We start from the raw sequence: 20,605 nt of genomic DNA on the forward strand, positions 1-20,605 counted from the left end.
CGCGGACGCGGCTCATAGGGGCGCTGCCGGAGGGGCACCTCTCCTCTGTACACCGTAAGGGCGGTGGGGCGCACCCCGAGCGGTCCGGACGGCCCGGAGTCGGAGCCCGGAGACGGGAGCCGGGGCCCGGAGCTGGGGCCGGAGGTGGGGGCCGGAGCCGGGAGCTGGGCCCGGAGCTGGGGCCCGGAGCTTGAGGTCAGCCTTCCTCGCCGTAGCGGGCGAGGTACGCGGCGAAGCGGGCGACGTCCTCGTCGGACCAGTCGGTGAAGCGGGTGGTGAAGGCCAGCCGGCGCTGCTCGTTGGCGTCCCGCAGCAGGGTGAGCCCGGCCTCGGTGGCGCGCAGGATCTGGCCGCGCTGGTCGTCCGGGTCGGCCTCGCGGCGCAGCAGGCCGAGCCGCTCCAGGGCGGTGACCTGGCGGCTGACGGTCGACTTGTCGAGCATGAAGTGCGCGGCCACGTCGGCGGCCCGGCAGCCGCCGCGCTCGGTGATCAGGTCGAGGATGCTGTAGGTGACCAGGGAGAGGTCGGGGTGCAGCTGGGAGGCCTTGTGCCGGGCACGGCGGGCGAAGGCGGTCAGCTCGCGCTGGATCGTGTCGATGGACGACTGGCGGCCGGGCACGGCGGTCCTACCTCCTTGAGACTTGCTGCGGGGAAATTTGTTGCACTATACAACGGATTAGCCCGGAGTAGTGCGCGGCTCCGTCGCCGGCCCGTCGGCCGAGGTGCTCGCCGTCCGTTCCCGTTCGGCCTGCCAGGCGCGGGCCGCCGCGATCCGGCGGGTCGCACTCGGATGAGTGGCGAACAGTAGCTCAAGCACCCGCGGCGGGTCGACATCCGAGACGTTCACCACGGCCAGTCTGCGCTGCATCGCCGTGAACTGCTCGACGTCCCCGGTCAGTTCGAGCGCGTGCCGGTCCGCCCTCGCCTCGATCCGGCGGCTCACCGCGCACTGCACCGGGCCCGACAGGGCGCCGATCAGCGCCGCGAGCGCGGCCAGCAGCGGCAGTGCCCGGGGATCGGCCGCGTCGTCCGCCCCGGCGGCCGACAGCAGCGGGTGCCAGTCAGCCAGCAGGCCCAGCACCACGACCGCCACGGCGGCGCCAACCGCCCCGAGTGCCGTGCCGACCGGCACGTCCCGGTGCTTGACGTGCCCCAGCTCGTGCGCCACCACCAGCTCCACCTCGCGCGGCTCGGCCGCCGACAGCAGCGTGTCGTACGCGACGATCCGGCGGGTCGCGCCCAGCCCGGAGACGTACGCGTTCAGCGCCGTGGTCCGCCGGGAGGCGTCCGCCACCAGGACGTCGCGGACCCGGACGCCGTCCCGCTCGGCCAGCGCCAGCAGGGCCGTGCGCAGCTCGCCCGCGGGCATCGGCGAGAAGCGGTTGAACACCGGCTCGATCAGCAGCGGGTGGAGGAAGGACAGGGCGACCGTCAGCAGCGCCGCCGCGCCAGCCGCCGGGAACCACCAGTGCCGCGGCGACCAGGCGGTGAACGCGAATAGGCCGAGCACCAGCGGGAGGACGAGCAGCAGGGTCAGCGCGAGCGACCGTACGGCGTCCATCGCCCAGCCGGCCCAGCCCTGGGTCACCAGCCCGTACCGGGCCCGGACGGCGCGCACCCCGGCACCGAAGGGCAGCTGCAACGCCTGGCCCAGCAGCACCAGGGCCGAGCCGCCGGCCAGCACCTCGGCCGTCCGGGAGCCGCCGAACCAGCGGCGGGTCGCCGTCACCAGCGCGGCGCCGGCCGGGGTGAGACCGAGCACCAGGGTCAGGGCGAGGCCCGCCAGTCGGCCGCCGAGCGCCCACGGCAGCTGGGCGCGGCGCAGCGCGCGGCCGCGGGCGCGCTCGGCGGGGGTGAAGTCGGGGTTGGGGGCGGCGTCGGGGACGGCGTCAGGGTCGGGGACGGCGTCAGGGTCGGGGACGGGCGTGTTCATCGGCGGGTGGGCTCCGGCGAGGGGAGAAGGGCGAGGGGCGAGTGGGCGTCGCGGTTCAGCATCTCCTACCGCGCACGGCCTGCGCGCACTCCTCGCGTTCACTCCTCGCGCTCGATCCTGCTGCTCACTCCTCCGCCGGGTCGGTGGCGCTGTGGACGCCGGCGCGCAGCATTTGGTGGCCGAGGTCGACCAGGGCGCGGCCGACCGCGAAGTCATCGCCGACCGCCGGGGTCGGGGTGTCGCGGGGGTTGCGGCGGGCCAGCGCGTCGCTGTGCAGGACGGTGCCGTCGGCGTCCAGTACGGCGTGCACCCGGGTGGTGTCCCGGTCCTCGACCAGGTGCAGGCTGAGCTGCCAGTCCTTGGTGCGGACGGCCTGCGGAGCCTGCTCTCCGGTCCCGGCCGCGGTCGCGGTCGTGGTCGACGGGACCGGAGGGGCGGAGGCCGTGCCGTCGGACCGGACGATCACCACCGGGCAGACCCCGTGCACCGCGCAGCGGGTGGACACCGAGCCGAGCAGCGTCCGGGCGAAGGTGCCTCGGCCTCGACTGCCCAGCACCAGCAGGTCCGCGCCCTCGGCCGCCTCCAGCAGCACCTCGGCGGCATGCCCGAGCACCAGGCTCTCCCGGATCTCCACCGGGCGCTCCGGCCCGATGACCTCGTTGACCTCGGCGGTCAGCGTGCGCTGGGCGGCCTGCTCGAAGCCCTCGTCCACCATCGGCGCGAACCAGCCGTACAGCGAGGGGTACTCCCAGGCGGCCACCGCGTGCACGGTGGCCCCGGTGAGGACCGCCTGGCCGACCGCCCAGCGCAGTGCCGCCTTCGACGGCGCCGATCCGTCGATCCCGACCACGATCCGGCGCTCCAGGCCGGGGGCGGGTTGGTTGCTGGCCATCACGTGCCTCCTCCGGCGCCCAGGCGTGACCGCGCAGCCTGCCGCCTCCCCTCCACGCTGCGCGCCGCCCGGCCGGGGCGCCAGGGACACGGTGGCCGGGTGGGGGCGGGGGATTGGGACGGGCGGGCCCGGTGGCACCTGTCGACGGAGCGGCGGCTGCTGCGGCTGTGGAACTGCGCTGTGCGCTGTGGAAGGACCCATGTGCCCTTTTGTGTCCGGAATGTTGCGGGTGCGGGCTCAAGTGGTGGCGATTCGGTGGCGTAGGCTGACCGCTCTTGCATCGACCTCCGGGGGGAACCACTCATGCGCCGTGCCGCGGCCGCCGTCGCCGTGTTCGTCGGGCTGACCGCCGTCGCCGCCTGCGGGCCGGACGACCCGGCGCCCGCCCCGGCGAAGACCGCCCCGCCCGCCGCGGCACCCGCCTCCGCCGCCGCACCCTCCGGCACCGCCGCCCCGGCCCCCACCAAGGGCGGCGCGCCCCGCCCGGACGGCACCATCACCGTCGCCTTCGCCGGGGACGTCCACTTCGAGGGCCGCACCCAGCCCCGGCTGTCCGTCCAGCCGCCCGAGACGGCGCTCGGACCGATCTCCCGCACCCTCGCCGACGCCGACCTGTCCGTGCTCAACCTGGAGACCGCGATCACCGGGCGCGGCGCGCCGGAACCGAAGACGTACACCTTCCGCACCACGCCCAACGCGCTGTCCGTCCTCAAGGACTCCGGCGTCGACGTCGTCTCGATGGCCAACAACCACGCCGTCGACTTCGGCGCCGACGGCCTCGCCGACACCCTGGCTGCCAAGGACTCCTCGCCCATCCCGGTGCTCGGCGTCGGGCACAACGCCAAGGAGGCGTACGCCCCGTACGTGACGACCGTGCGCGGGGTGAAGGTCGCGGTGGTCGCCGCCAGCCAGGTCGAGGACATCACCAACCAGAAGTGGCGGGCCGGCGCCAACAAGCCCGGCATCGCCTCGGCGCTGGACGTCCCCGCGCTGGTCTCGGCGGTGCAGGCGGCCAAGCAGCAGGCCCCGGTGGTGCTCGTCTACCTGCACTGGGGCGAGGAGGGCAAGGCCTGCCCGACCGGTGCGCAGACCACCATCGCCAAGAAGCTCGCCGCCGTCGGCGCCTCCGCGGTGGTCGGCACCCACGCCCACACCATGGTCGGCTCGGGCATGCTCGGCAACACCTACGTGGGGTACGGCTTCGGCAACTTCCTCTGGTACGGCACCTCCAACTACGCCTTCTCCAACGAGACCGGCGTCACCACCCTCACCCTCTCCGCCGACGGCAAGGTCACCGGCGAGGCCTTCGCCCCGGCCACCATCGACGACAAGGGCATCCCCCAGCCGGTCACCGGCGCCGCCGCCGAGGCCGCCCTCAAGCGCCGCGACGGCCTGCGCGGCTGCGCCGGTCTCACCCCGCCCCCGGCGGCACACTGAGGTCGCCCCTACGATCAACGGATGAGCGGACACGAGGAACTGACCACCCGTCGACTCTCCCTGCGCCGCCCGACCCAGGGTGACATCGACGCCATCCTCGCCATCCACCGGGACCCGGCCGCCTGCCGCCACAATCCCTCGGACGCCCTCACCACGAGGGCCGAGGCCGAGGAACGGTACGGCCACTGGGATGCTCTGTGGCAGGCCCGCGGCTTCGGCTACTGGACGGTCCGTTCGCTCGGCGCCCCGCCCGTGCTGGGTTTCTGCGGCGTCAAGCCGATGGAGCTGGCCGGGCGACCGGTCCTCAACCTCTTCTACCGTTTCGCCCCCGCCGCCTGGGGCCGGGGCTTCGCCGGCGAGGCCGCCACCGCCGTCGTCTCCTGGTCCGCCGCGCACGTCCCCGAGTTGCCGCTGATCGCCCGCATCCGCCCTGACAACCTGCCGTCCCAGCGCGTCGCCCTGCGGGCCGGCCTGCACCGGGCCGAGCACCTGGACGGGCCGGGGTGCGACGGCTTCGACTGGATCTACATCTCGGAGGGCCGCGCGAGCTTGACGGCATAAGCCCCGCCAGGCGGACCTGAGGGAGGACCCGAGGCCGCCCGTCCCCGACCCCACCCCCTACCGGCTCGCGCTCTGTCTCACGGGCGCGCTGTCGCCCGTTGGCGCCCTCCTCGCCCCGCGCCTGCCGGCCCGCCCCGCCATGGACTGAGGCTCACCCCGTCCGGCCGGGCGCCACCACCGCCCGGCCGGACCACCACACCGACCCGAACAGCATCCCGCCGGGCGTGATCCCGGCCACCAGCGCGACCACGGCCGCCGAGGCCCCGGCGAACGCCAGCACCAGCCCGAGCAGTCCGCAGGCCGCTATCCCCGCCCCGAGCACGTGCAGCGAAGGCCGCCGCCAGGCGACCGCGATCCCGAAGAAGTGCACGCCGACCACCAAGGCGATCCATCCCACCGTCGCCTCCGGGGTGTGCAGCACCTTGTTGATCACCGCCAACCCGGCGACCATCGCCACCACCTCGGCCACCACCACCAGCCAGTACCGCCCCCCGAAGCTCACACCCCTGGGCTCACCCCCGGACTCGGCCATCTGCGGACGGCGCCGCCCGAGCAGCACCAGCCCGAGGAACGCCGCCACCCCGACCACCCGCAGCGGGACGGCCACCCCCGCCGGCAGCGCGCCCGCGTTGGCCTCGATGAAGACGAGCCCGAAGCCCGAGCCGATGAGTCGGCCAAGTTGATCTCTGTTCATGTCGGCCAGCATCCCAGGCGAATGCGCATTCGGGCGGCGGGGTGGCCTCCTCGTCTCCCGCTACTGTCGTGCGGCGGCAGAAGCACTGGAGGAGATCGCATGGACCCCGAGCGCTACCGGCTTCTCCAGGAGGCCCGGCGCGTCCTCCCGGACGGCTTCAAGGTCGAGCTCTCCGGCGACCTCATCGTGGCGCAGGCGACGCCCTCGCCGATCCACCAGTTGAGCCTTTCGATCGTGCAGCGTCAGTTTGATCTTCATTGCCCGTCCGGCTATTTCACGAGCGGGAACAGCGACCTTTCCTCGCCCGCGGTCGGTGCTGTTCGAAACCTCGATCTCACCTACCTGCCCGAGGATGTGATCGACCTGGCGGGCCACAACATTCCCGCCGAGCTCGCACTGATTGCCGTTGAGGTCGTGTCGCCGTCCAACCCCGACAACGATTGGACGGGAAAGGTCCGCGACTACCCTCGCATGGGCTTCCCGCTCTACCTGATCATCGACCCACGGCAGAAGACGGTCACCCTGTTCTCAGAGCCGAACCGCGACCGCTACCACACCCGGACCGAGCGGGAGTTCGGCGAGACGATCCACATCCCCGAGCCGTTCGGCTTCGACCTGGACCTGTCGCGCCTCGTCCCCTATCGCGATTGACCGCGCCGCAGCCGGGTCGTCTGCGCGAAGGCGATGAAGTCGGCCCAGGCGGCGGGGGTGAAGGTGAGATCGGGACCCGTCTTGTCCTTGGAGTCGCGGACGTGGACGGCGGCTGGAGTGAGGGCGATCTCGACGCACGCGCCGCCTTCGGTGCCGCTGTGGCTGGACTTGAACCAGGTCAGTCCGCTGCTCATAGGTCCTCCGCCAGCTTTCCGATGAACTCCGCCGAGGCCTCGGGATTGAGGGCCCGCTGGAGGATCATCGCATGGCGTTGGCTCAGGAGACCGACCTTTCCCGGGTCCGAGTGGAGCAGACCCATGGCCTGTCCTTCCTCGTATGCGAGTCGCTGATGCTCCTCGCAGTCGAGCAGGATGAATGGGCCGTTCAGTCCCGTGTGTGCGCCCGAGCCAGGTACGACCTGGATGACGATGTGGCGTGCTGAGCCGATAGTCAGGAGGTGAAGCAGCTGGCATCTGTAGTCGTCCTCCGAAGCGAGCGGGTTTCGTAGTGCCGCTTCGCCGATGAGGAAGTTGAAGGACTTGGTCTGTGTCTTCAACACTTCCTGACGTTCGAGACGTGCTGTGACGCGTTCCTCGATGGTCTCGTCATCGAGAGGAGGCCAGTTCGCACTGAGTAGCGTTCTCACCGTTTTTTCGGTCTGGAGAAGCCCCGGAATGAGCAAGGTCTCGTACCAGTGGATGACCACGGCCTCGGCCTCGTAGTGCATGTAATCCTCGGCGAAGTGGGGGTATTTCTCCGGCTTCAGGAACTGCGCCCCCGCCACCAGGATCCCCTTCGCGCCGCACATCTCGTCCGCCACCTGCAACAGGTGCAACGACGGCTTACGCCGCCCCGCCTCCATCGACCTCAGGCTCTCGTAGCTGTACCCGGCCTCTGCCGCCAGGTCCTCGCGGCTGACTCCGGCGCGAGCGCGCCAGAGCTTGATCTGGTCGCCGCAGTACTGCCACGACATCGGTGGAGGCGTGGCGGACGAGGACGTGTTCATCGCTGACCCCCCGAGGTCATCTGGTGCGGGTTCCCGACGTTAGGCGCCCGGCGGCTCGAGGGTGTGCGAATCGGCTGAAACCGTCCATGTGGGTGACCGTCGGCTCGGCGGGCGGAGGGCCCCAGCAGGTGGGCCAGTCCGTCGGCCAGGCCGCCGCGCCAACAGGCGTAGTCGTGGCCGCCGTTGAACTCGCGGTACTCGACGTCGTACCCCCGCCCGTTGAGGCTGCCGGAGGTCCAGACGTACAGCGATCCCGCCGAGTTGAGCGAGCGCCGGGCGAGCGCGAACTGGATGACGGCCGAGGCCAGCGCCGACATCGCGAGCCCGACCACCAAAACTGGGCCGATTCCAGCCTGATCGCTCACTCGTTCGAGTGGTTTCAATTCCCCTGCCCACCGCGAGCCTCCCCCCCGCCCGCCGCGTTGTCAGTACCCCTCGCTACGTTCCTCGCATCGCTGGTCAGCAGGGCGATCAGAACGTCGTTCCCGGTGGGAGGAGTACGGCCGTGGCATGGGTGGAGACGGACGCGGGAGGGTACCGCGTCGCGCTCGACGAGGAGGGCAGGGTGGTGTGCCGCAACGCTGCGGGGCGCGCGCTCAAGTCCCTGCCGTCGAAGCTCGGTGACGACCCGGTGGTCACCCAGCTCAAGCAGCTCTCCGAGTGGCTCGCCGCGCACGAGCGGCGCTGCCAGGAGGACGTCGAGCGGTGGATGGTGCGCTCGCTGCCGGTGCCCGCCGCCGTGCTCGCCGCCGTCTGGCCGGACGAGGCCTGGCAGGCCGTCCTGCGGGACGTCGTGGTCACCGGCCCGGACGGCGCCGTCGCCGGCTTCCTGCGCGACGCGGACGCCGAGCGCGGCCTCGGCCTGGTCGACCTCGACGGCGACACCGTCCGCCTCACCGACGGCGAGGTCCTGATACCCCACCCGGTGCTGCTGCCGGACCTCGACGACCTGCGCGAGTTCGCCGTCGAACTCGGCGTCTCCCAGCGCGTCCAGCAGCTCTACCGTGAGGTCTGGCACCGGCCCGAGGAGCCGTCGGCCGGCACCGAGGTCACCACCTACGCCGGCGGCCGCTACCGCGAACTGCGCGAGCTGGTCGGGCGCTGCACCCGGCTCGGCTGCCGGGTCCGCGGCGGCTCCGCGGTCCAGCCGATCAGCGAGGGCGGCCGCACCGTCGAGGCCCGGGTGTGGGTCGGCGACTACTACGAGTACGACGCCTGTGAGACGGGCGCGCTCAGCTGGGCCGGCCCCGACGGCCGCGCCCTGCCGCTCGCCGAGGTCGGACCGGTCGCCTGGTCCGAGGGCATGAGGATGGCCGCCGCCCTGTACGCGGGCCGCACGATCGAAGGGGAGGAAGCCGCATGACCACCACCGTCCCGAACCAGGGCGCCGCGACGCCCGAGGCGCTGCTCGATGCCGGCGCCGTCCTCCCGCCCGGCACGCTGCCCGGCGCCGGCCGCCCCGACAGCGCCGCCGACGTGCTGACCGCCCGCGGCTACGCCCACCCCGCCCTGGACGGCCGCCGGATCGTCCGGCTGGTCCCCGGTGCGCTCGGCCAAGCGGAGGACCTCGCCCTGGAGTTCCTCGGCCTCACCCCCGAGGGCGAGCCCGCCGAGGTCGGCCAGGTCCGCCAGGAGGCGCTGGGCTTCCCGGCCTGGGCGCTGGTCCACGACCCCGCCAACGGGCACCACGCGCTCGCCCTGGTCAAGGACCTGGAGCGGCTGGCCCGCCAGGCCCGGTCCAAGCCCGGCGCCGCCAAGGACGGTTTCGACGCGCTCGCCACCCGGCTCGGCCGCGCCGTGCCGCACTTCCTGCCGACCTTCTGCGAGGAGGTCGGCCGGATCTTCCTCGCCCACGACAACCGGACGTACGCCGCCGCCTGGTTCGGCAAGGCCCGCGAAGCCGAGCGCACCCACAACCTGGCGGTGGACGAGGAGCGGCTGCGCGCCGTCTTCCTGGAGTTCGCCCTGGCCGGCGCGCTCACCGTCAAGTCCCTGCGTCAGTACGTCAAGGAGCTCGCCCAGCGGCTCGACCCGCTGACCGCCTGGCAGCGCTTCCGCCAGCTGTGCACCGAGCGCTCCGCGGCCGGCATGGCCCCCTACGCCGGGGTCGCCGAGGACGCCCGCGCGCTGATCCGGGCCGCCGGGCTGGACCGCGGCGAGCACGAACGGGCACTGCTCGCCGAGCTGTTGGACTCCCCGGCGGTCAACCGGGCGCCCGCGGCGTTCTGGAAGTCCTGGCGCGGCGCGCTGGTCGACCTGGGCAAGAACGACGCCGCGGTCCGCGCCCGCCTGCTGGAGCTGCTGCCCGACCCGGCCGCCTCCGGCACCGACTCCGCCCCGCACGACACCGCCTGGCTGACCGTCCTCGCCGAGACCGGCGCGGAGGAACTGCTCACCGGCGCCCGCGCCGAGGGCGCCGAGCCCGCCGCCGCGTGGCTCCAGCGCTGGTGCCACCACCTCGGCCGCGGCTGGCGCAGCCGCCCCAGCTGCCCGGCCACCCTCGCCCTGGCCGGGCGGATGGTCGAGCGGCTGCGCACCGACGCCGCCCCGGTCGACCTGTTCACCGGCATCCGCGTCAGCCACACCCGACTCGACCTGCTGAACCTGCTGCTGGCCGCGGGCGTCCCGGTCGCCGACCCGCCGGCCGGCCTGGGCTTCGACCTGCGCGAGTGGGTCGGCCAGAGCAGCCAGGACGCCGCCGCCCTCGCGGCCGTCGCCGCCGACCAGCGCTTCCGGCCGCTGCTGCGCCGCTCCGCCCCGGCCGCCTGGGAGGCGGCCGTCAAGCACCGGGCGGCCGTCCTGCCGCTGCTGAACGAGCTGTTCACGGAATGGGCCGAGGAGCGCGCCGACGAACTCGCAGCCGTCCGCGGCCTGGCCGGCGCCGACGGCCTGGTCCGTTCGCTGACCCAGTTCCGCACCGCCATCCGCACGGTCGCCCCGGCCGCCGCCGAGAGGATCGCCGCGCTCGACGTCACCGGGCTGCTCACCCGCGCCCTCGGCGCCGGCATCCTGGACGAACTCGGCTGGCCCGCCCTGGAGGAGGCGCTCGGCCGGCTCGCCGACCCGCCCGCCCCCGACGCCCTCCCGGACACCGCCCCCGGCCACCGCAACCGGGGCCTGAACGACCTGATCGTCGAGGACGCCTGGCCGTACCTGATCCTCGCCCGCCGCGACCAGGCCCTCGTGGTCGGCCCGGACGGCATCCTGCTGGAGCACACCCTGCGGGTGCCCCCGCTGCCGGGCGTCCGCAACCGGCCCCGACTGCGGTTCGTCGACGGCGAACTCCTCGTCGTCTGGTCCGAGGGCAGCGAGCAGAAGGCCTACTGGTCCGGCCGGCCGGACCAGACCTTCGAGCTGACCGGCCGCACCATCGCCGGCTACTACTACGGCGAACGCCACCCGGAGGACGCCTCCCTCCCGCTGCCCGGCGGCGGCCGGACCACCGGCGCCCGCCCGCTGCACCCCGGCGACACCCGGCTGCCCGAGGCGCACCCCGTCCTCGGCGACGGCACCGGCCACTGGACACTGCGCCCCGCCCCGGACGGCACTCCCGTCCTGCGCGAACTCGACCCGGCCACCGGCGCCCTCGGCCGCACCGCCGAGCCGCCCGTGATCGCCGCCACCGCCGAGGCCGGCCGGCTCGTCCTCGGCAGCACCCGCCTGCTGCCGCTGCAGCCCGGCCTGGAGGGCACCCCGCTCGGCACCGACGGCACCGTGCTCGGCAGCTGGGTCCGCCAAGACCCCGGACGCGCCGTCACCACCTTCACCGCCGACGGACAGCGCATCGTCCTGCCGCTGAACTCCGGCAACGACACCCACATCCTCCCGGTCGGCCGGCTCGCCCTGCCCGGCGCCCAGGGCCCGGTGGTCAGCCGCACCGGCGAGTTCCTCGACCTCGGCCTGCCCGACCTCGCCGACCGTTCGGACCGCACCACCGAGCTGCGCTCCTGCCGGGCGGGCGAGCTCGCCGCCGCCGGTACGGCGCTCGTCCCGCCGTACGACCACTGGCACGCCCTGCGGCCCCGCGACGAGGCCGGCTCCCGGGTGCTGCGCGCCCTGACCACCGACCAGGCCGCCCGACTGATCGACCTCGCCTGGCCCGTCGACACCGAACCCGTCCCGGAGGACGAACAGCGCTGGCTGACCGTCCAGGGCGTCCGTCGTCCGATCGCCCAGCACGGCGAGGCCCGCAACAGCCTGCCGGTCGAGGCGGTCGGCGCCGCGCTGCCCGGGATCACCCACCCGCTGCTGCTGGCCGGCGTCGCCGGGCTCGCCCGCGCCGCCGCCGACCTGCTCGACCGGACGGCCCGGTTCCTGCCGCAGCCCGACGCCGAACGGCCCACCAAGGCCGAGGCCGTCGAGTACCGGCCCGAGCACGGCCACGACCACGAACTGCGTGACGCCGTCGGCGCCGTCCTGCCCGGAATCGGCGGCTTCGGCAGCGGCTGGGGCAGCTCCGACCGCTGCTGGACGCTCAACAACCTGCGCGCGGTCAGCGCCGTCCTCGCCGATCCGCCCGCCGTGAGCGGCGAAGGCTGGAGCACCCCGGCGACCGTCACCGTGCAGGGCGGCGACGCCAACCACGGCTGGCTGCACCTGCTCGGCCGACTGGACGTCCTGGCCCACGCCGTCGCCGCGCCGCTCACCGAACCGGCCCACCGCTCCTCCTTGGTGCTGCTGCTCGGTGAGCTCACCAAGGGCCCGCTCGCCGACCGCGGCGCCACCCTGCGCGAGATCGTCCTCGCCGAACCGGCCGACAGCACCAAGAGCAGCCGCCCGGCCACCCACCGCCAGGGCGAGGTGCTGCGCCGCGGCGACCGCACCGTGGTCATCCTCGGCTACCGCCACCAGTACACCGACGGCACGGTGCACTGGCTCGCCGTCGACCATGACCCGAGCGGTGAGTTCGGCCCCGTCGCCCACTTCACCACCGTCGAGGAGCGCGGCACCGAGGAGCGGGTCAGCGCCGCCTGGATCGCCAAGTTCTGGCGGGTCGCCGCCCTGCGCCGGGCCGTCCCCTGGGACCAGGCCCGGGCCGCCGCCTTCGCCGAACTCACCGGCATCGGCACCGCCCGGGCCACCCTGCTGCTAAGCCCGCCGCCCGGCCTCCTGCAGTGGGGCAACGCCCAGGTGCCCGCCGAGTACGGCCTCAAGCCCGCCGAGGTCAAGGCCGCCCAGCACTGGCTGCGCGGACACGACCACGCCGGCATCGCCGCCGTCTGGGCCGCCCTACTGCCCACCGACGACCCGAAGCGGCTGTGGACCGAGGGCCCCGACCTCGCCGCCGGAGCCGAGACCTGGATCCGCCGCTTCGGACGGCTCGTCACCCTCCCCGAGGAGGCACAGGCCGGCGTCCAGGGCGTGCCCATCACCACCATCGAGGCGGTGCTCAACCCCGGCCACACCCCCTGGCTGACCGGCACCACCACCTTCCGGCTCACCGACGACGGGCACGGCACCCCCCGACTGGCGCCCGAGGACAAGTCCGCCGTCCCCGGCTCCGGCGCGCTGGGCACCACCATCCGCGCCCTGCGCTGGCTCGCCTACCACCTGCCCGCCGACAGCCCGCTGCGACCGCTGATGCCCCGGGCCGCCACCGCGCTGCGCAACCGGCTGGCCGATCCGGAGCTGCTGCTCGACCTCGACCTCATCCGGACCGCCAAGGGCGCCTCGCTGGCCGCCGTGCTGCGCCCCCACTTCGGCCTGCCCGCCGAGGGCGGCGCCGACCCGGACGGCCTGGTCCGCTGCGGCCCGGCGCTCGTCCTCACCCCGTACCACGCCGAGTTCGAGCGGGTCTGGCTGCGCCCGGCCGCCCTCACCGGCCCGGACGACCCCCTGCTCGAACTGCTCGACGGGCTCTCCGGCAGCTACTGGTTCGGCACCGAGCGGACCGCGATCCAGTCCGTCCTGCGCGGCGAACCGGAGCGCCTGGCCGCCTCCGCCGCCGCCGCGACGGCCACCGGCGACGGCCCCGCCTGGCTGCAGAACCCGCAGCTGTCCGCCCCCGAGCTGGTCGCCGAAGTGGCCCGCACCCACGGCCTCGGCGAGGACGCGGCCGCGCTCCACCTCCAACTGCTCGCCCTGCCCGACCCGACCGACCGCAACACCGCCCGCTGGACGGGCTGGAAGCCCGCCAGGCTCAAGCGCGCCCGCGCCGAACTCGCCGCCGCCGGCCTGGTGCTGGAGGCCAAGCGGGCCCGGGCCGGCCGCAGCCTCTTCCTGCCCGGCGGCTGGCAGGAGGCCAAGTCGCCCGCCCTGCCGGTGGAGACCTGGAAGGCCGCCCTGTACGAACTGCCCACCCACCAGCCGGTGCTGCCGCACCTGCCCGTCCCCGAGCTGTTCGCCATCGCGTGGCAGCGCACCGTCGACGGCGACGCCCCCGGCTACGAAGAACTCCAGACCGGCAAGCGTAGGAAGGCCCGACGATGACCGCCACCGAGACCACCGTGACCGCCGAGACCACCGCCAACACCGCCGAGACCACCGTGACCGCCGACAACACCGCGACCACCGCCACCACCGCGACCGCGGAACGGCAGATCGTCCCGCCCGAGGAGAAGCACGCCGCCGAACTGGAGTTCCTGGCCGCCCACGACAGCGGCCCGCGCCCGCCCGGCTGGCGTCTCACCCCGCGCGCCGTCGTCACCTTCGTCATGGGCAGCGGCGGCGAGAAGCTCAAGGCCGGGCGCCGCAGCCTGGTGATCGAGCCCAAGTTCGTCGGCGAGCGCGCCCTGGTCGAACGCTGCGTCGTCACCCTCGCCGGGGAGCGCGGCCTGCTGCTCGTCGGCGAGCCCGGCACCGCCAAGTCGATGCTCTCCGAACTGCTCGCCGCCGCCGTCTGCGGCACCAGCGCGCTCACCGTCCAGGGCACCGCCGGCACCACCGAGGACCAGCTCAAGTACGGCTGGAACTACGCCCTGCTGCTCGCCAAGGGCCCCAGCCGCGAAGCCCTCGTCCCCTCCCCGGTGCTCACCGCGATGACCACCGGGGCCGTCGCCCGGGTCGAGGAGGTGACCCGCTGCCTGCCCGAGGTGCAGGACGCCCTGGTCTCCCTCCTCTCCGAACGGCGCATCGCCGTCCCCGAGTTGGCCGGCACCCCGGACGGGCAGCTGCACGCCGCAGCCGGCTTCACCCTGATCGCCACCGCCAACCTGCGGGACAAGGGCGTCAGCGAGATGTCCGCCGCCCTCAAGCGGCGGTTCAACTTCGAGACGGTCGGCCCGATCGGCAGCCTCGCCGCCGAGGTCGAACTGGTCCGCCGCCAGTCCACCACCGCCGTCGCCCGGGCCGGCGCCGGCTACGCCGTCGACGACGCCGTCCTGGAGGCCCTGGTCACCGCCTTCCGTGACCTGCGCACCGGCCGCTCCATCGAGGGCTGGGAGGTCGAGCGCCCCTCCACCGTGATGAGCACCGCCGAAGCCGTCTCCGTCGCCACCGCGCTCGGCGTCACCGCCGCCTACCTGCCCGACGGCGGCGACCTCCTCGGCCGCCTCCCCGGCCAACTCCTCGGCGTCGTCCGCAAGGACGACCCGGCGGACGCGGCCCGGCTGCTCGGCTACTGGGACGGCCCGGTCCGCCGCCGTGCCGAACAGGGCGCTGCCACCTGGCGCACCCTGTGGGACCTCCGCTCGGCACTGGAGGCCTGACGATGACGAGCAGCGCGGTGAAGCCCACCCCGGACGGCCCCCTCGGGGCCGGCGGACACCCCGCCACCGACCTCGACGTCCGCGCCGCGACCGACCGGCTGGCCGGCTCCGGCACCGACCGTCCCGGGCCCTACCTGATCGGCGTGCGCCACCACGCGCCGTCCCTCAGCGCGGTCCTCCCCGCGCTGCTCGACGCCGCCCGTCCCGAGGCGGTCCTGGTCGAACTGCCCGCCGAGTTCCAGCCCTGGCTGGACCGGCTCGCCGACGAGGCCACCGAGGCCCCGGTCGCCCTCGCCGCCGCCCCGGCCGTGGCGGACGACTCCGGCCGCCTCGCCTTCTACCCGTTCGCCGACTTCTCCCCGGAACTCGTCGCCCTGCGCTGGGCCCGGCGCAACGGCGTCGAGGCCATCGCCTGCGACCTCCCGCTCGCCCACCGCACCGCCCCCGACGGCACCCGTGACCGCCGCCCGGCGGAGGGCCCGGCGGCCCCCGGGGTGGCGGACGCACTGCGCCACCGCCTCACCGGCCGCGACTCCGACGAGGACCTGTGGGACCGCCTGGTCGAGACCGCCGCCCCCGGCTCCACCCCGGACGCCGTCCGGCGCGCCGCCCTGCTGGTCGGCTGGGCCCTGCGCCACGACGCCGAGACCGGCCCCGGCGTCGACCCGTACGACCTGCGCCGCGAGGCCTGGATGCGCGCCCGCATCCGGGCCGCCTCGGCCGACGGGCGCCGGATCGCCGTGGTCGTCGGCTCCTTCCACGCCCCCGCCCTGCTGGACGGGCCCGGCGCTCCCGAGGAACCGCCCGGCTCGGACGACCCCGGGCACGTGCTCTCGCTGATTCCGTACACCTACCCGCTGCTCGACGCCCGCTCCGGCTACCCGGCGGGCATCCGCGACCCGGAGTGGCAGCACACCGTCCTCGACGCCGGCGGCGACCCGGAGCGCCTCACCGAGGCGCTCACCGCCACCGCCGTCCGGATCTGCGCCGCCCTGCGCGCCCAGGACCACCCCTCAGGCCCGGCCGACGCCCGCGAGATCGTCCGCCTCGCCGGCGACCTCGCCCGGCTGCGCGGCCACGCCGCCCCCGGCCGCGGCGAACTCGTCGAAGCCGTCCAGACCGTCCTCGCCCAGGGCGAACCCCTCGGCCGCGGCCGGGCCGTCGCCCGCGCCCTCGAACAGGTCCTGGTCGGCACCCGCACCGGGCGCCCCACCCCCGCCGCCCCGCGCAGCGGACTCGCCCCCGCCGTCGAAACCCTCCTCGCCGAGCTCGGCCTCCCCGACCCCACCGACCCGGGCCCGCGCGAACTGCGCCTCGACCCGCTGCGCAGCCCCCTCGACCGCCGCCGCGAGGTCCTCCTCCACCGCCTCACCGCCTGCGGCGTCCCCTACGCCGAGCCCGTCCCCACCACCGGCGCGGGCGGCACCGAAACCCTCGGCACCCGCTGGCGCCTGCACTGGACCCCCACCGTCGCCGCCCTGCTCACCGTCGCCGGCACCCGCGGCGTCACCCCCGCCCAAGCCGCCGAGGGCACCCTCCGCACCCGCCTCAGCGCCGACCCCACCCCCCGCGAGATCATCGACGGCCTCACCGCCGCCGCCTCCTGCGCCCTCCCCGCCCTCACCGCCACCCGCCTCACCCAACTCACCGCCACCCTCCCCACCGCCGCCACCCTCCCCGACCTCCTCGGCGCCCTCACCCTCCTGGACCGCCTCACCGCCGGCCACTTCCCCGGCCTCGCCCCCCACGCCCCCACACTCACCGGGGCAGTGGTTCCGGTTGGTCCGGGCGGTGCTCGAACACCCGTTTCCGGCAAAGTCGTTGAAGATTCCGCCGCGATCCTCGGCCCCGCCACCGCCGGGTCGTCTCACCCCCTCGCCCCCCTCCACGCTGCCGCAGAACTGCTGACCACCGCTGCCGTGCGGCAGGTGGAGGGGCTGGGCGGGTCGGATGATCCGGCGGATGCGCGGGCGTTGGTGGAGTTGGCACGGCGGGCGGATCGGCTGGGTGGGGTGCGGCTGGGGTACGTGTTGGGCGAACTCGCGGAGCGGGGGAGCCCGTTGGTGCGGGGTGCGGCCGGGGCGGTGCGGGTGCTGCTCGGGCAGGAGCCGGCCGGGGTGTTCGGCGGCCGGGCCGCGTCCTGGGTGGACGGGGCGACCGACGTACGGGCGCGGCAGACGGTCGGGCGGGCGCTGGTCGGGTTGTTGACCGCGGCCGAAGGCCTTTTCGACAGCGCGCCCGAGGCGCTCGAACCCGTGCTGGAGCGGGTGACGTCACTGTCGGACACCGCCTTCCTGGACCGGTTGCCCGCGCTGCGCGGCGGTTTCGACACGCTGAGCCCGGCCGCCCGTGACCGGCTGCTGGCCCTGGTCGAGGAGCGTCTCGGCACCCGCCTGGCTGCCCTGCCCGAGGCGGCCGACCCCGCCGTGGTGGCGAGCTGGGTCCGCGCGGACCTGGTCGCGCGCGCGGCTCTCGCCCGTCGGGGGCTGGCGCCGCAGGCACCCCCGGACCCGGCCCCCGGCCCTGCCCCGCAACCAGCACCCGCACCAGCGGCACCCGCACCCGCCGTCCAGCCCCACGGCACCGGCCCGTACACCCTCGCCCCCGCCGAGCGGTGGCGACTGCTGCTGGGCCGCCCCGGCACCGGCGGCCTGTCCGGCCGGAGCGCCCGACTCGCCACCGCTCTCGACGAGTTGTACGGCAGCGGGCGCGGTGAGGGCTCCGGCCCGGGCCTGGGCGACAGGGGCGGTCGCGAGGCGCCCTTCCCCGGGGTGCGCGAGTGGGCCGAGGAACTGGAGGCGCTGTTCGGCCCGGGCGTGCGGGAGGAGGTGCTGGAGGCCGCCGTCGCCCATGGCCGGACGGACGTCCTGGAGGCGATCGACCCGTCCGCCGTCCGCCCGTCCGTCGACCTGTTGCGGACGGTGCTGGACCACGCGGGCGGCCTGCCCGAGGCCCGGGTGGCGCGGCTGTGCCCGCTGGTGCGGCGGCTGGTGGAGGAGCTGAGCCGTGAGCTGGCGACCAGGCTGCGCCCGGCCCTGACCGGGATCAGTGTGCCGCGCCCGTCCTGGCGGCCGGGCGGCGGGCTGGACCTCCACCGGACCATCCGGGCCAACCTCGCCACCGCCCGCCCCGCGCCGGACGGCGCCGGCACCCTGATCGTGCCCGAGCGTCCGGTGTTCCGGACCAGGGCGCGGCAGGCCAATGACTGGCGGCTGATCCTGGCGGTGGACGTGTCGGGGTCGATGGAGGCCTCCACGGTCTGGGCGGCGCTCACCGCCTCGATCCTGGCCGGGGTGCCCTCACTGAGCACCCACTTCGTCGCCTTCTCCACCGAGGTCCTCGACCTGACGGAGCGGGTGGCGGATCCGCTGAGCCTGCTGCTGGAGGTGCGGGTCGGTGGTGGCACCAGCATCGCGACCGGGCTGCGCTACGCGCGCGAGCTGGTGACGGTGCCGTCGAGGACGCTGATCGCGGTGGTCAGCGACTTCGAGGAGGGCGGCCCGGTCAATGGGCTGCTCGCCCAGACCCGGGCGCTGGTGGACTCCGGCGTGCACCTGCTCGGCTGCGCGGCACTGGACGACACCGGGACGGCCCGGTACTCGAAGGCGGTCGCGGGACAGCTGGTCGCGGCCGGTATGCCCGTGGCGGCACTGAGCCCGCTGGAACTGGCCCGCTGGGTGGGGGAGAAGGTGCGATGAACGCGACGACGCAGGAGAACGGCTGGCCGGGCGTCCGGCCCGAGGTGGTCGCGGAGGTGGTGTCCGGGCTGAGTGCCCGGCTGCAGAAGCGGCTGGACGGCGCGGCGGCGAAGCTGGCGCAGCGGCCGTCGAGCCGGGAGGGCGACGAGTGGCGGGTGCAGGTGGACGAGGAGGCCCTGCTCGTCCTGCACGCCCCGGGCGGGGTGATCGCCGACCCGGCCGACGTCCGGTGCGGCTGCCTGCTGGCCCCGGCCTGTGCCCACCGTGCCGCCGCCGTCACCCTCTGCCCGCTGGTCGAGGAAACCGATACCGTCCTCTGCCCGCTGGCCGAGGAAGCCGATGCCGTAGCCGAATCCCCGGATGTCTCAGAAGCCGAGGCGCCCGGAACACCGGCGGCACCCGCAGCCGTGCCCCTGCCCGAACCCGCCGCCCTCACTCCGCCCGAACTCGCCGCCGCCCGGCACCTCCACCAGGCCGCCTGCGCCCTGCTGGCTGCCGGGGTGGGCGGAGCGGGCGCGGTCACCCAGGCCGAGCTGCTGCGCGCCGCCCACCGGGCGCGCGTGGCGGGGCTGTACTGTCCGGCCGCGGCGGCGGTCGCGGTCGTGACCAGAGTGCGCGCGGCGCGTTCCGGCGCGCCCGACCACCGGCTGGCGGACCTGGTGGCGGGCCTGCGCGAGCTGCTCGGCCTCACCGTGGCCCTGACCGCCGCGGCTGGCGCCCCCGACCCCGTCCCGCTCTCCGCGCTGCGCGGCACCGCCCGCCAGGTCTACGCGGAGGAGGGCGGCCTGCGGCTGTACGGGCTGTTCGCCGAGCCGGTGCTGACCGCGACCCACGCTGGCGCGGTCAGCTGGGCGGTGGACGCCGGCGGTCGGCTCAGCACGGTCGCCGAGGTGACCCCGCACGGTGATGCCGCAACCGCCGCCCCGTCGGCCGTCGGGGCGGGCAACCGCACGGTCAGGCTGGGTGATGCCGCGCTCAGCCACCGCGAGTTCAGCCGCGCCGGGCTGGCCGTCCAGGGCGCGACGAGGTCCGCCACCGGACGGCTGGGCGCCGGGGCCTCCGTCCGGGCGGTCCGCGCGTCCGGGGCGGACTGGACGGCGGAGCCGGTGGCTCGGCTCTGGTCCGAGCCGCCCGCCGCGCAGGTGGAGCGGGTCCTCACGGCGCAGGAGCTGCCGTACGAGAGCCGCCCGGCCGGGAGCGACCTGCTGTTCCTGGACGTCACCGTGCTGGGCGCCGCCCCGACCGGCCCCGGCGGGGCGCCCCAGCTGCTCGCGCGCGCCACCGGGAGCGGCCTGGTGATCGCGCTGCGCCCGGGGCACGAGCACCCCGACCTGGCCTTCCGGGCCAACCTCGCCCTGCTCGCCACCGCCCCCGGCCTGCGGCTCCGGCTGATCGGCCGATTGGAGCGGGCCGACCGCCCGGAGCTGCGCCTGCTCGCGATCGGCACACCCCCGGATGACCCCGACCAGCCCACGCCCGGCCAGCCCGCGCCCGTGCGCCTCGCCCTCGCCGCCGACTGGGCGGGCCGGGCCAACCTCGGCCTGGAGCGCCTCCAGACCGCCGACCTCCAGGTCGATCACCCTGCCCGGGTCGATCACCCTGCCCAGGTCGATGACCCGGCAGGGCGCGCGGCGCAGCCCCCCACCGCACCCCCGGCCGGCCCGCCGGTGCACGTGCTCGGCCGCCGGGTGGAGCAGACGGTGACCACCGGCCGGTCGGCCCTCGCCCCGAGCGCGGCCACGGCGGCGGCCGACCGGAGCCTGCTGCGCGCCGCCGGGCTGGCCACTGCCGCCCAGCTCCTGGACGGTCTGCGGGCGGCCGCGGCGAACCAGCGGCGGGACGTGTTCGGCAGGGTCGTCCCGGATGACCACGACGCCTTCGCCACGGCCTGGCTGGCCGCCGCCGACTACACCGAGGCGCTGGCCGCCGCACTCTGCTCCGCTGCCTGGGGAGCCGGCGGAATCGCTACCGAGGAAACCGCTACCGACGAAAGAGCCACCGAGGGGGCCGGGCAGACAGCGCGGATATAAGCCGAAGTATTTGCAGAGACCGATAATCGGCGCCAACTGGCATACTTGTGGGGGAGG

At 75.1% G+C, this 20,605-nt stretch carries 14 protein-coding genes and 1 pseudogene; 8 read left to right on the plus strand and 7 right to left on the minus strand.

The window, feature by feature from the left end; all coding sequences use genetic code 11:
• Window positions 1–196 precede the first annotated feature (196 nt).
• From ACIG5E_RS00780 to ACIG5E_RS00790, 3 genes are all read right to left on the minus strand, one after another.
• Window positions 197–619, minus strand: a complete 423-nt coding sequence (locus ACIG5E_RS00780) for a MarR family winged helix-turn-helix transcriptional regulator (protein WP_270142454.1) — start codon at window positions 617–619, stop codon at window positions 197–199.
• A 57-nt stretch (window positions 620–676) separates the two neighbouring features.
• On the minus strand, window positions 677–1,933 hold the full coding sequence (locus tag ACIG5E_RS00785; RefSeq protein ID WP_396530612.1) for a M48 family metalloprotease: 1,257 nt from the start codon (window positions 1,931–1,933) through the stop codon (window positions 677–679).
• Window positions 1,934–2,057: 124 nt separating this feature from the next.
• Window positions 2,058–2,825, minus strand: coding sequence for a universal stress protein (locus ACIG5E_RS00790; protein ID WP_396530613.1), 768 nt, complete (start codon window positions 2,823–2,825; stop codon window positions 2,058–2,060).
• A gap of 303 nt (window positions 2,826–3,128) precedes the next feature.
• Between ACIG5E_RS00790 and ACIG5E_RS00795 the strand changes: the two genes are divergently transcribed.
• A complete protein-coding gene (locus ACIG5E_RS00795) occupies window positions 3,129–4,262 on the plus strand; it encodes a CapA family protein (protein ID WP_396530614.1) in 1,134 nt (377 codons plus the stop codon).
• Window positions 4,263–4,283: 21 nt separating this feature from the next.
• Window positions 4,284–4,823, plus strand: coding sequence for a GNAT family N-acetyltransferase (locus ACIG5E_RS00800; protein ID WP_396530616.1), 540 nt, complete (start codon window positions 4,284–4,286; stop codon window positions 4,821–4,823).
• Between the two features lie 151 nt (window positions 4,824–4,974).
• Here the strand turns inward: ACIG5E_RS00800 and ACIG5E_RS00805 are convergent, their stop codons facing one another.
• Window positions 4,975–5,517 (minus strand): hypothetical protein, encoded by a 543-nt coding sequence (locus tag ACIG5E_RS00805; RefSeq protein ID WP_396530617.1) that lies wholly within the window; start codon window positions 5,515–5,517, stop codon window positions 4,975–4,977.
• 99 nt (window positions 5,518–5,616) lie between these two features.
• On the opposite strand from ACIG5E_RS00805, the gene ACIG5E_RS00810 reads away from it, so the two are divergent.
• Window positions 5,617–6,168, plus strand: coding sequence for a Uma2 family endonuclease (locus ACIG5E_RS00810; RefSeq protein WP_396530618.1), 552 nt, complete (start codon window positions 5,617–5,619; stop codon window positions 6,166–6,168).
• Here ACIG5E_RS00810 and ACIG5E_RS00815 read toward each other — a convergent pair.
• The 3 genes and pseudogenes from ACIG5E_RS00815 to ACIG5E_RS00825 form a co-directional block, all read right to left on the minus strand.
• Window positions 6,156–6,362: a DUF397 domain-containing protein gene (locus ACIG5E_RS00815; RefSeq protein WP_396530619.1), complete on the minus strand. Its 207-nt coding sequence runs from the start codon at window positions 6,360–6,362 to the stop codon at window positions 6,156–6,158. The two genes, ACIG5E_RS00810 and ACIG5E_RS00815, sit on opposite strands and share 13 nt — an antisense overlap.
• Complete coding sequence (locus ACIG5E_RS00820; protein ID WP_396530620.1) at window positions 6,359–7,141, minus strand: Scr1 family TA system antitoxin-like transcriptional regulator; 783 nt, start codon at window positions 7,139–7,141, stop codon at window positions 6,359–6,361. Before ACIG5E_RS00820 ends, ACIG5E_RS00815 begins: the two co-directional genes overlap by 4 nt.
• A 233-nt stretch (window positions 7,142–7,374) precedes the next feature.
• Window positions 7,375–7,578, minus strand: a pseudogene (locus ACIG5E_RS00825) (hypothetical protein); the annotation flags it as partial.
• 101 nt (window positions 7,579–7,679) lie between these two features.
• Between ACIG5E_RS00825 and ACIG5E_RS00830 the strand changes: the two are divergent.
• The 5 genes from ACIG5E_RS00830 to ACIG5E_RS00850 are packed head-to-tail and all read left to right on the plus strand — an operon-like array spanning window position 7,680 to window position 20,548.
• The gene (locus ACIG5E_RS00830) at window positions 7,680–8,537 is read left to right on the plus strand and encodes a DUF4132 domain-containing protein (protein WP_396530621.1); all 858 of its coding nucleotides are present in this window, start codon (window positions 7,680–7,682) and stop codon (window positions 8,535–8,537) included.
• On the plus strand, window positions 8,534–13,603 hold the full coding sequence (locus ACIG5E_RS00835) for a hypothetical protein (protein ID WP_396530622.1): 5,070 nt from the start codon (window positions 8,534–8,536) through the stop codon (window positions 13,601–13,603). Before ACIG5E_RS00830 ends, ACIG5E_RS00835 begins: the two co-directional genes overlap by 4 nt.
• On the plus strand, window positions 13,600–14,820 hold the full coding sequence (locus ACIG5E_RS00840; protein WP_396530623.1) for an AAA family ATPase: 1,221 nt from the start codon (window positions 13,600–13,602) through the stop codon (window positions 14,818–14,820). The genes ACIG5E_RS00835 and ACIG5E_RS00840 overlap by 4 nt, the downstream gene beginning before the upstream one ends.
• Window positions 14,821–14,822: 2 nt before the next feature.
• Window positions 14,823–18,518, plus strand: coding sequence for a DUF5682 family protein (locus tag ACIG5E_RS00845; protein WP_396530624.1), 3,696 nt, complete (start codon window positions 14,823–14,825; stop codon window positions 18,516–18,518).
• Window positions 18,515–20,548 (plus strand): hypothetical protein, encoded by a 2,034-nt coding sequence (locus tag ACIG5E_RS00850; RefSeq protein ID WP_396530625.1) that lies wholly within the window; start codon window positions 18,515–18,517, stop codon window positions 20,546–20,548. Before ACIG5E_RS00845 ends, ACIG5E_RS00850 begins: the two co-directional genes overlap by 4 nt.
• The last annotated feature ends 57 nt before the right edge of the window (window positions 20,549–20,605 follow it).

The organism is Kitasatospora sp. NPDC053057 (genome assembly GCF_044546945.1).
Lineage (GTDB): Bacteria > Actinomycetota > Actinomycetes > Streptomycetales > Streptomycetaceae > Kitasatospora.

Bases quoted from the DNA above. Each gene is read 5' to 3' on its own strand.
- ACIG5E_RS00785 (WP_396530612.1), bottom strand. From the start codon at position 1,933: ATGAACACGCCCGTCCCCGACCCTGACGCCGTCCCCGACCCTGACGCC.
- ACIG5E_RS00790 (WP_396530613.1), bottom strand. From the start codon at position 2,825: ATGGCCAGCAACCAACCCGCCCCCGGCCTGGAGCGCCGGATCGTGGTC.
- ACIG5E_RS00795 (WP_396530614.1), top strand. From the start codon at position 3,129: ATGCGCCGTGCCGCGGCCGCCGTCGCCGTGTTCGTCGGGCTGACCGCC.
- ACIG5E_RS00800 (WP_396530616.1), top strand. From the start codon at position 4,284: ATGAGCGGACACGAGGAACTGACCACCCGTCGACTCTCCCTGCGCCGC.
- ACIG5E_RS00805 (WP_396530617.1), bottom strand. From the start codon at position 5,517: ATGAACAGAGATCAACTTGGCCGACTCATCGGCTCGGGCTTCGGGCTC.
- ACIG5E_RS00810 (WP_396530618.1), top strand. From the start codon at position 5,617: ATGGACCCCGAGCGCTACCGGCTTCTCCAGGAGGCCCGGCGCGTCCTC.
- ACIG5E_RS00815 (WP_396530619.1), bottom strand. From the start codon at position 6,362: ATGAGCAGCGGACTGACCTGGTTCAAGTCCAGCCACAGCGGCACCGAA.
- ACIG5E_RS00820 (WP_396530620.1), bottom strand. From the start codon at position 7,141: ATGTCGTGGCAGTACTGCGGCGACCAGATCAAGCTCTGGCGCGCTCGC.
- ACIG5E_RS00835 (WP_396530622.1), top strand. From the start codon at position 8,534: ATGACCACCACCGTCCCGAACCAGGGCGCCGCGACGCCCGAGGCGCTG.
- ACIG5E_RS00840 (WP_396530623.1), top strand. From the start codon at position 13,600: ATGACCGCCACCGAGACCACCGTGACCGCCGAGACCACCGCCAACACC.
- ACIG5E_RS00845 (WP_396530624.1), top strand. From the start codon at position 14,823: ATGACGAGCAGCGCGGTGAAGCCCACCCCGGACGGCCCCCTCGGGGCC.
- ACIG5E_RS00850 (WP_396530625.1), top strand. From the start codon at position 18,515: ATGAACGCGACGACGCAGGAGAACGGCTGGCCGGGCGTCCGGCCCGAG.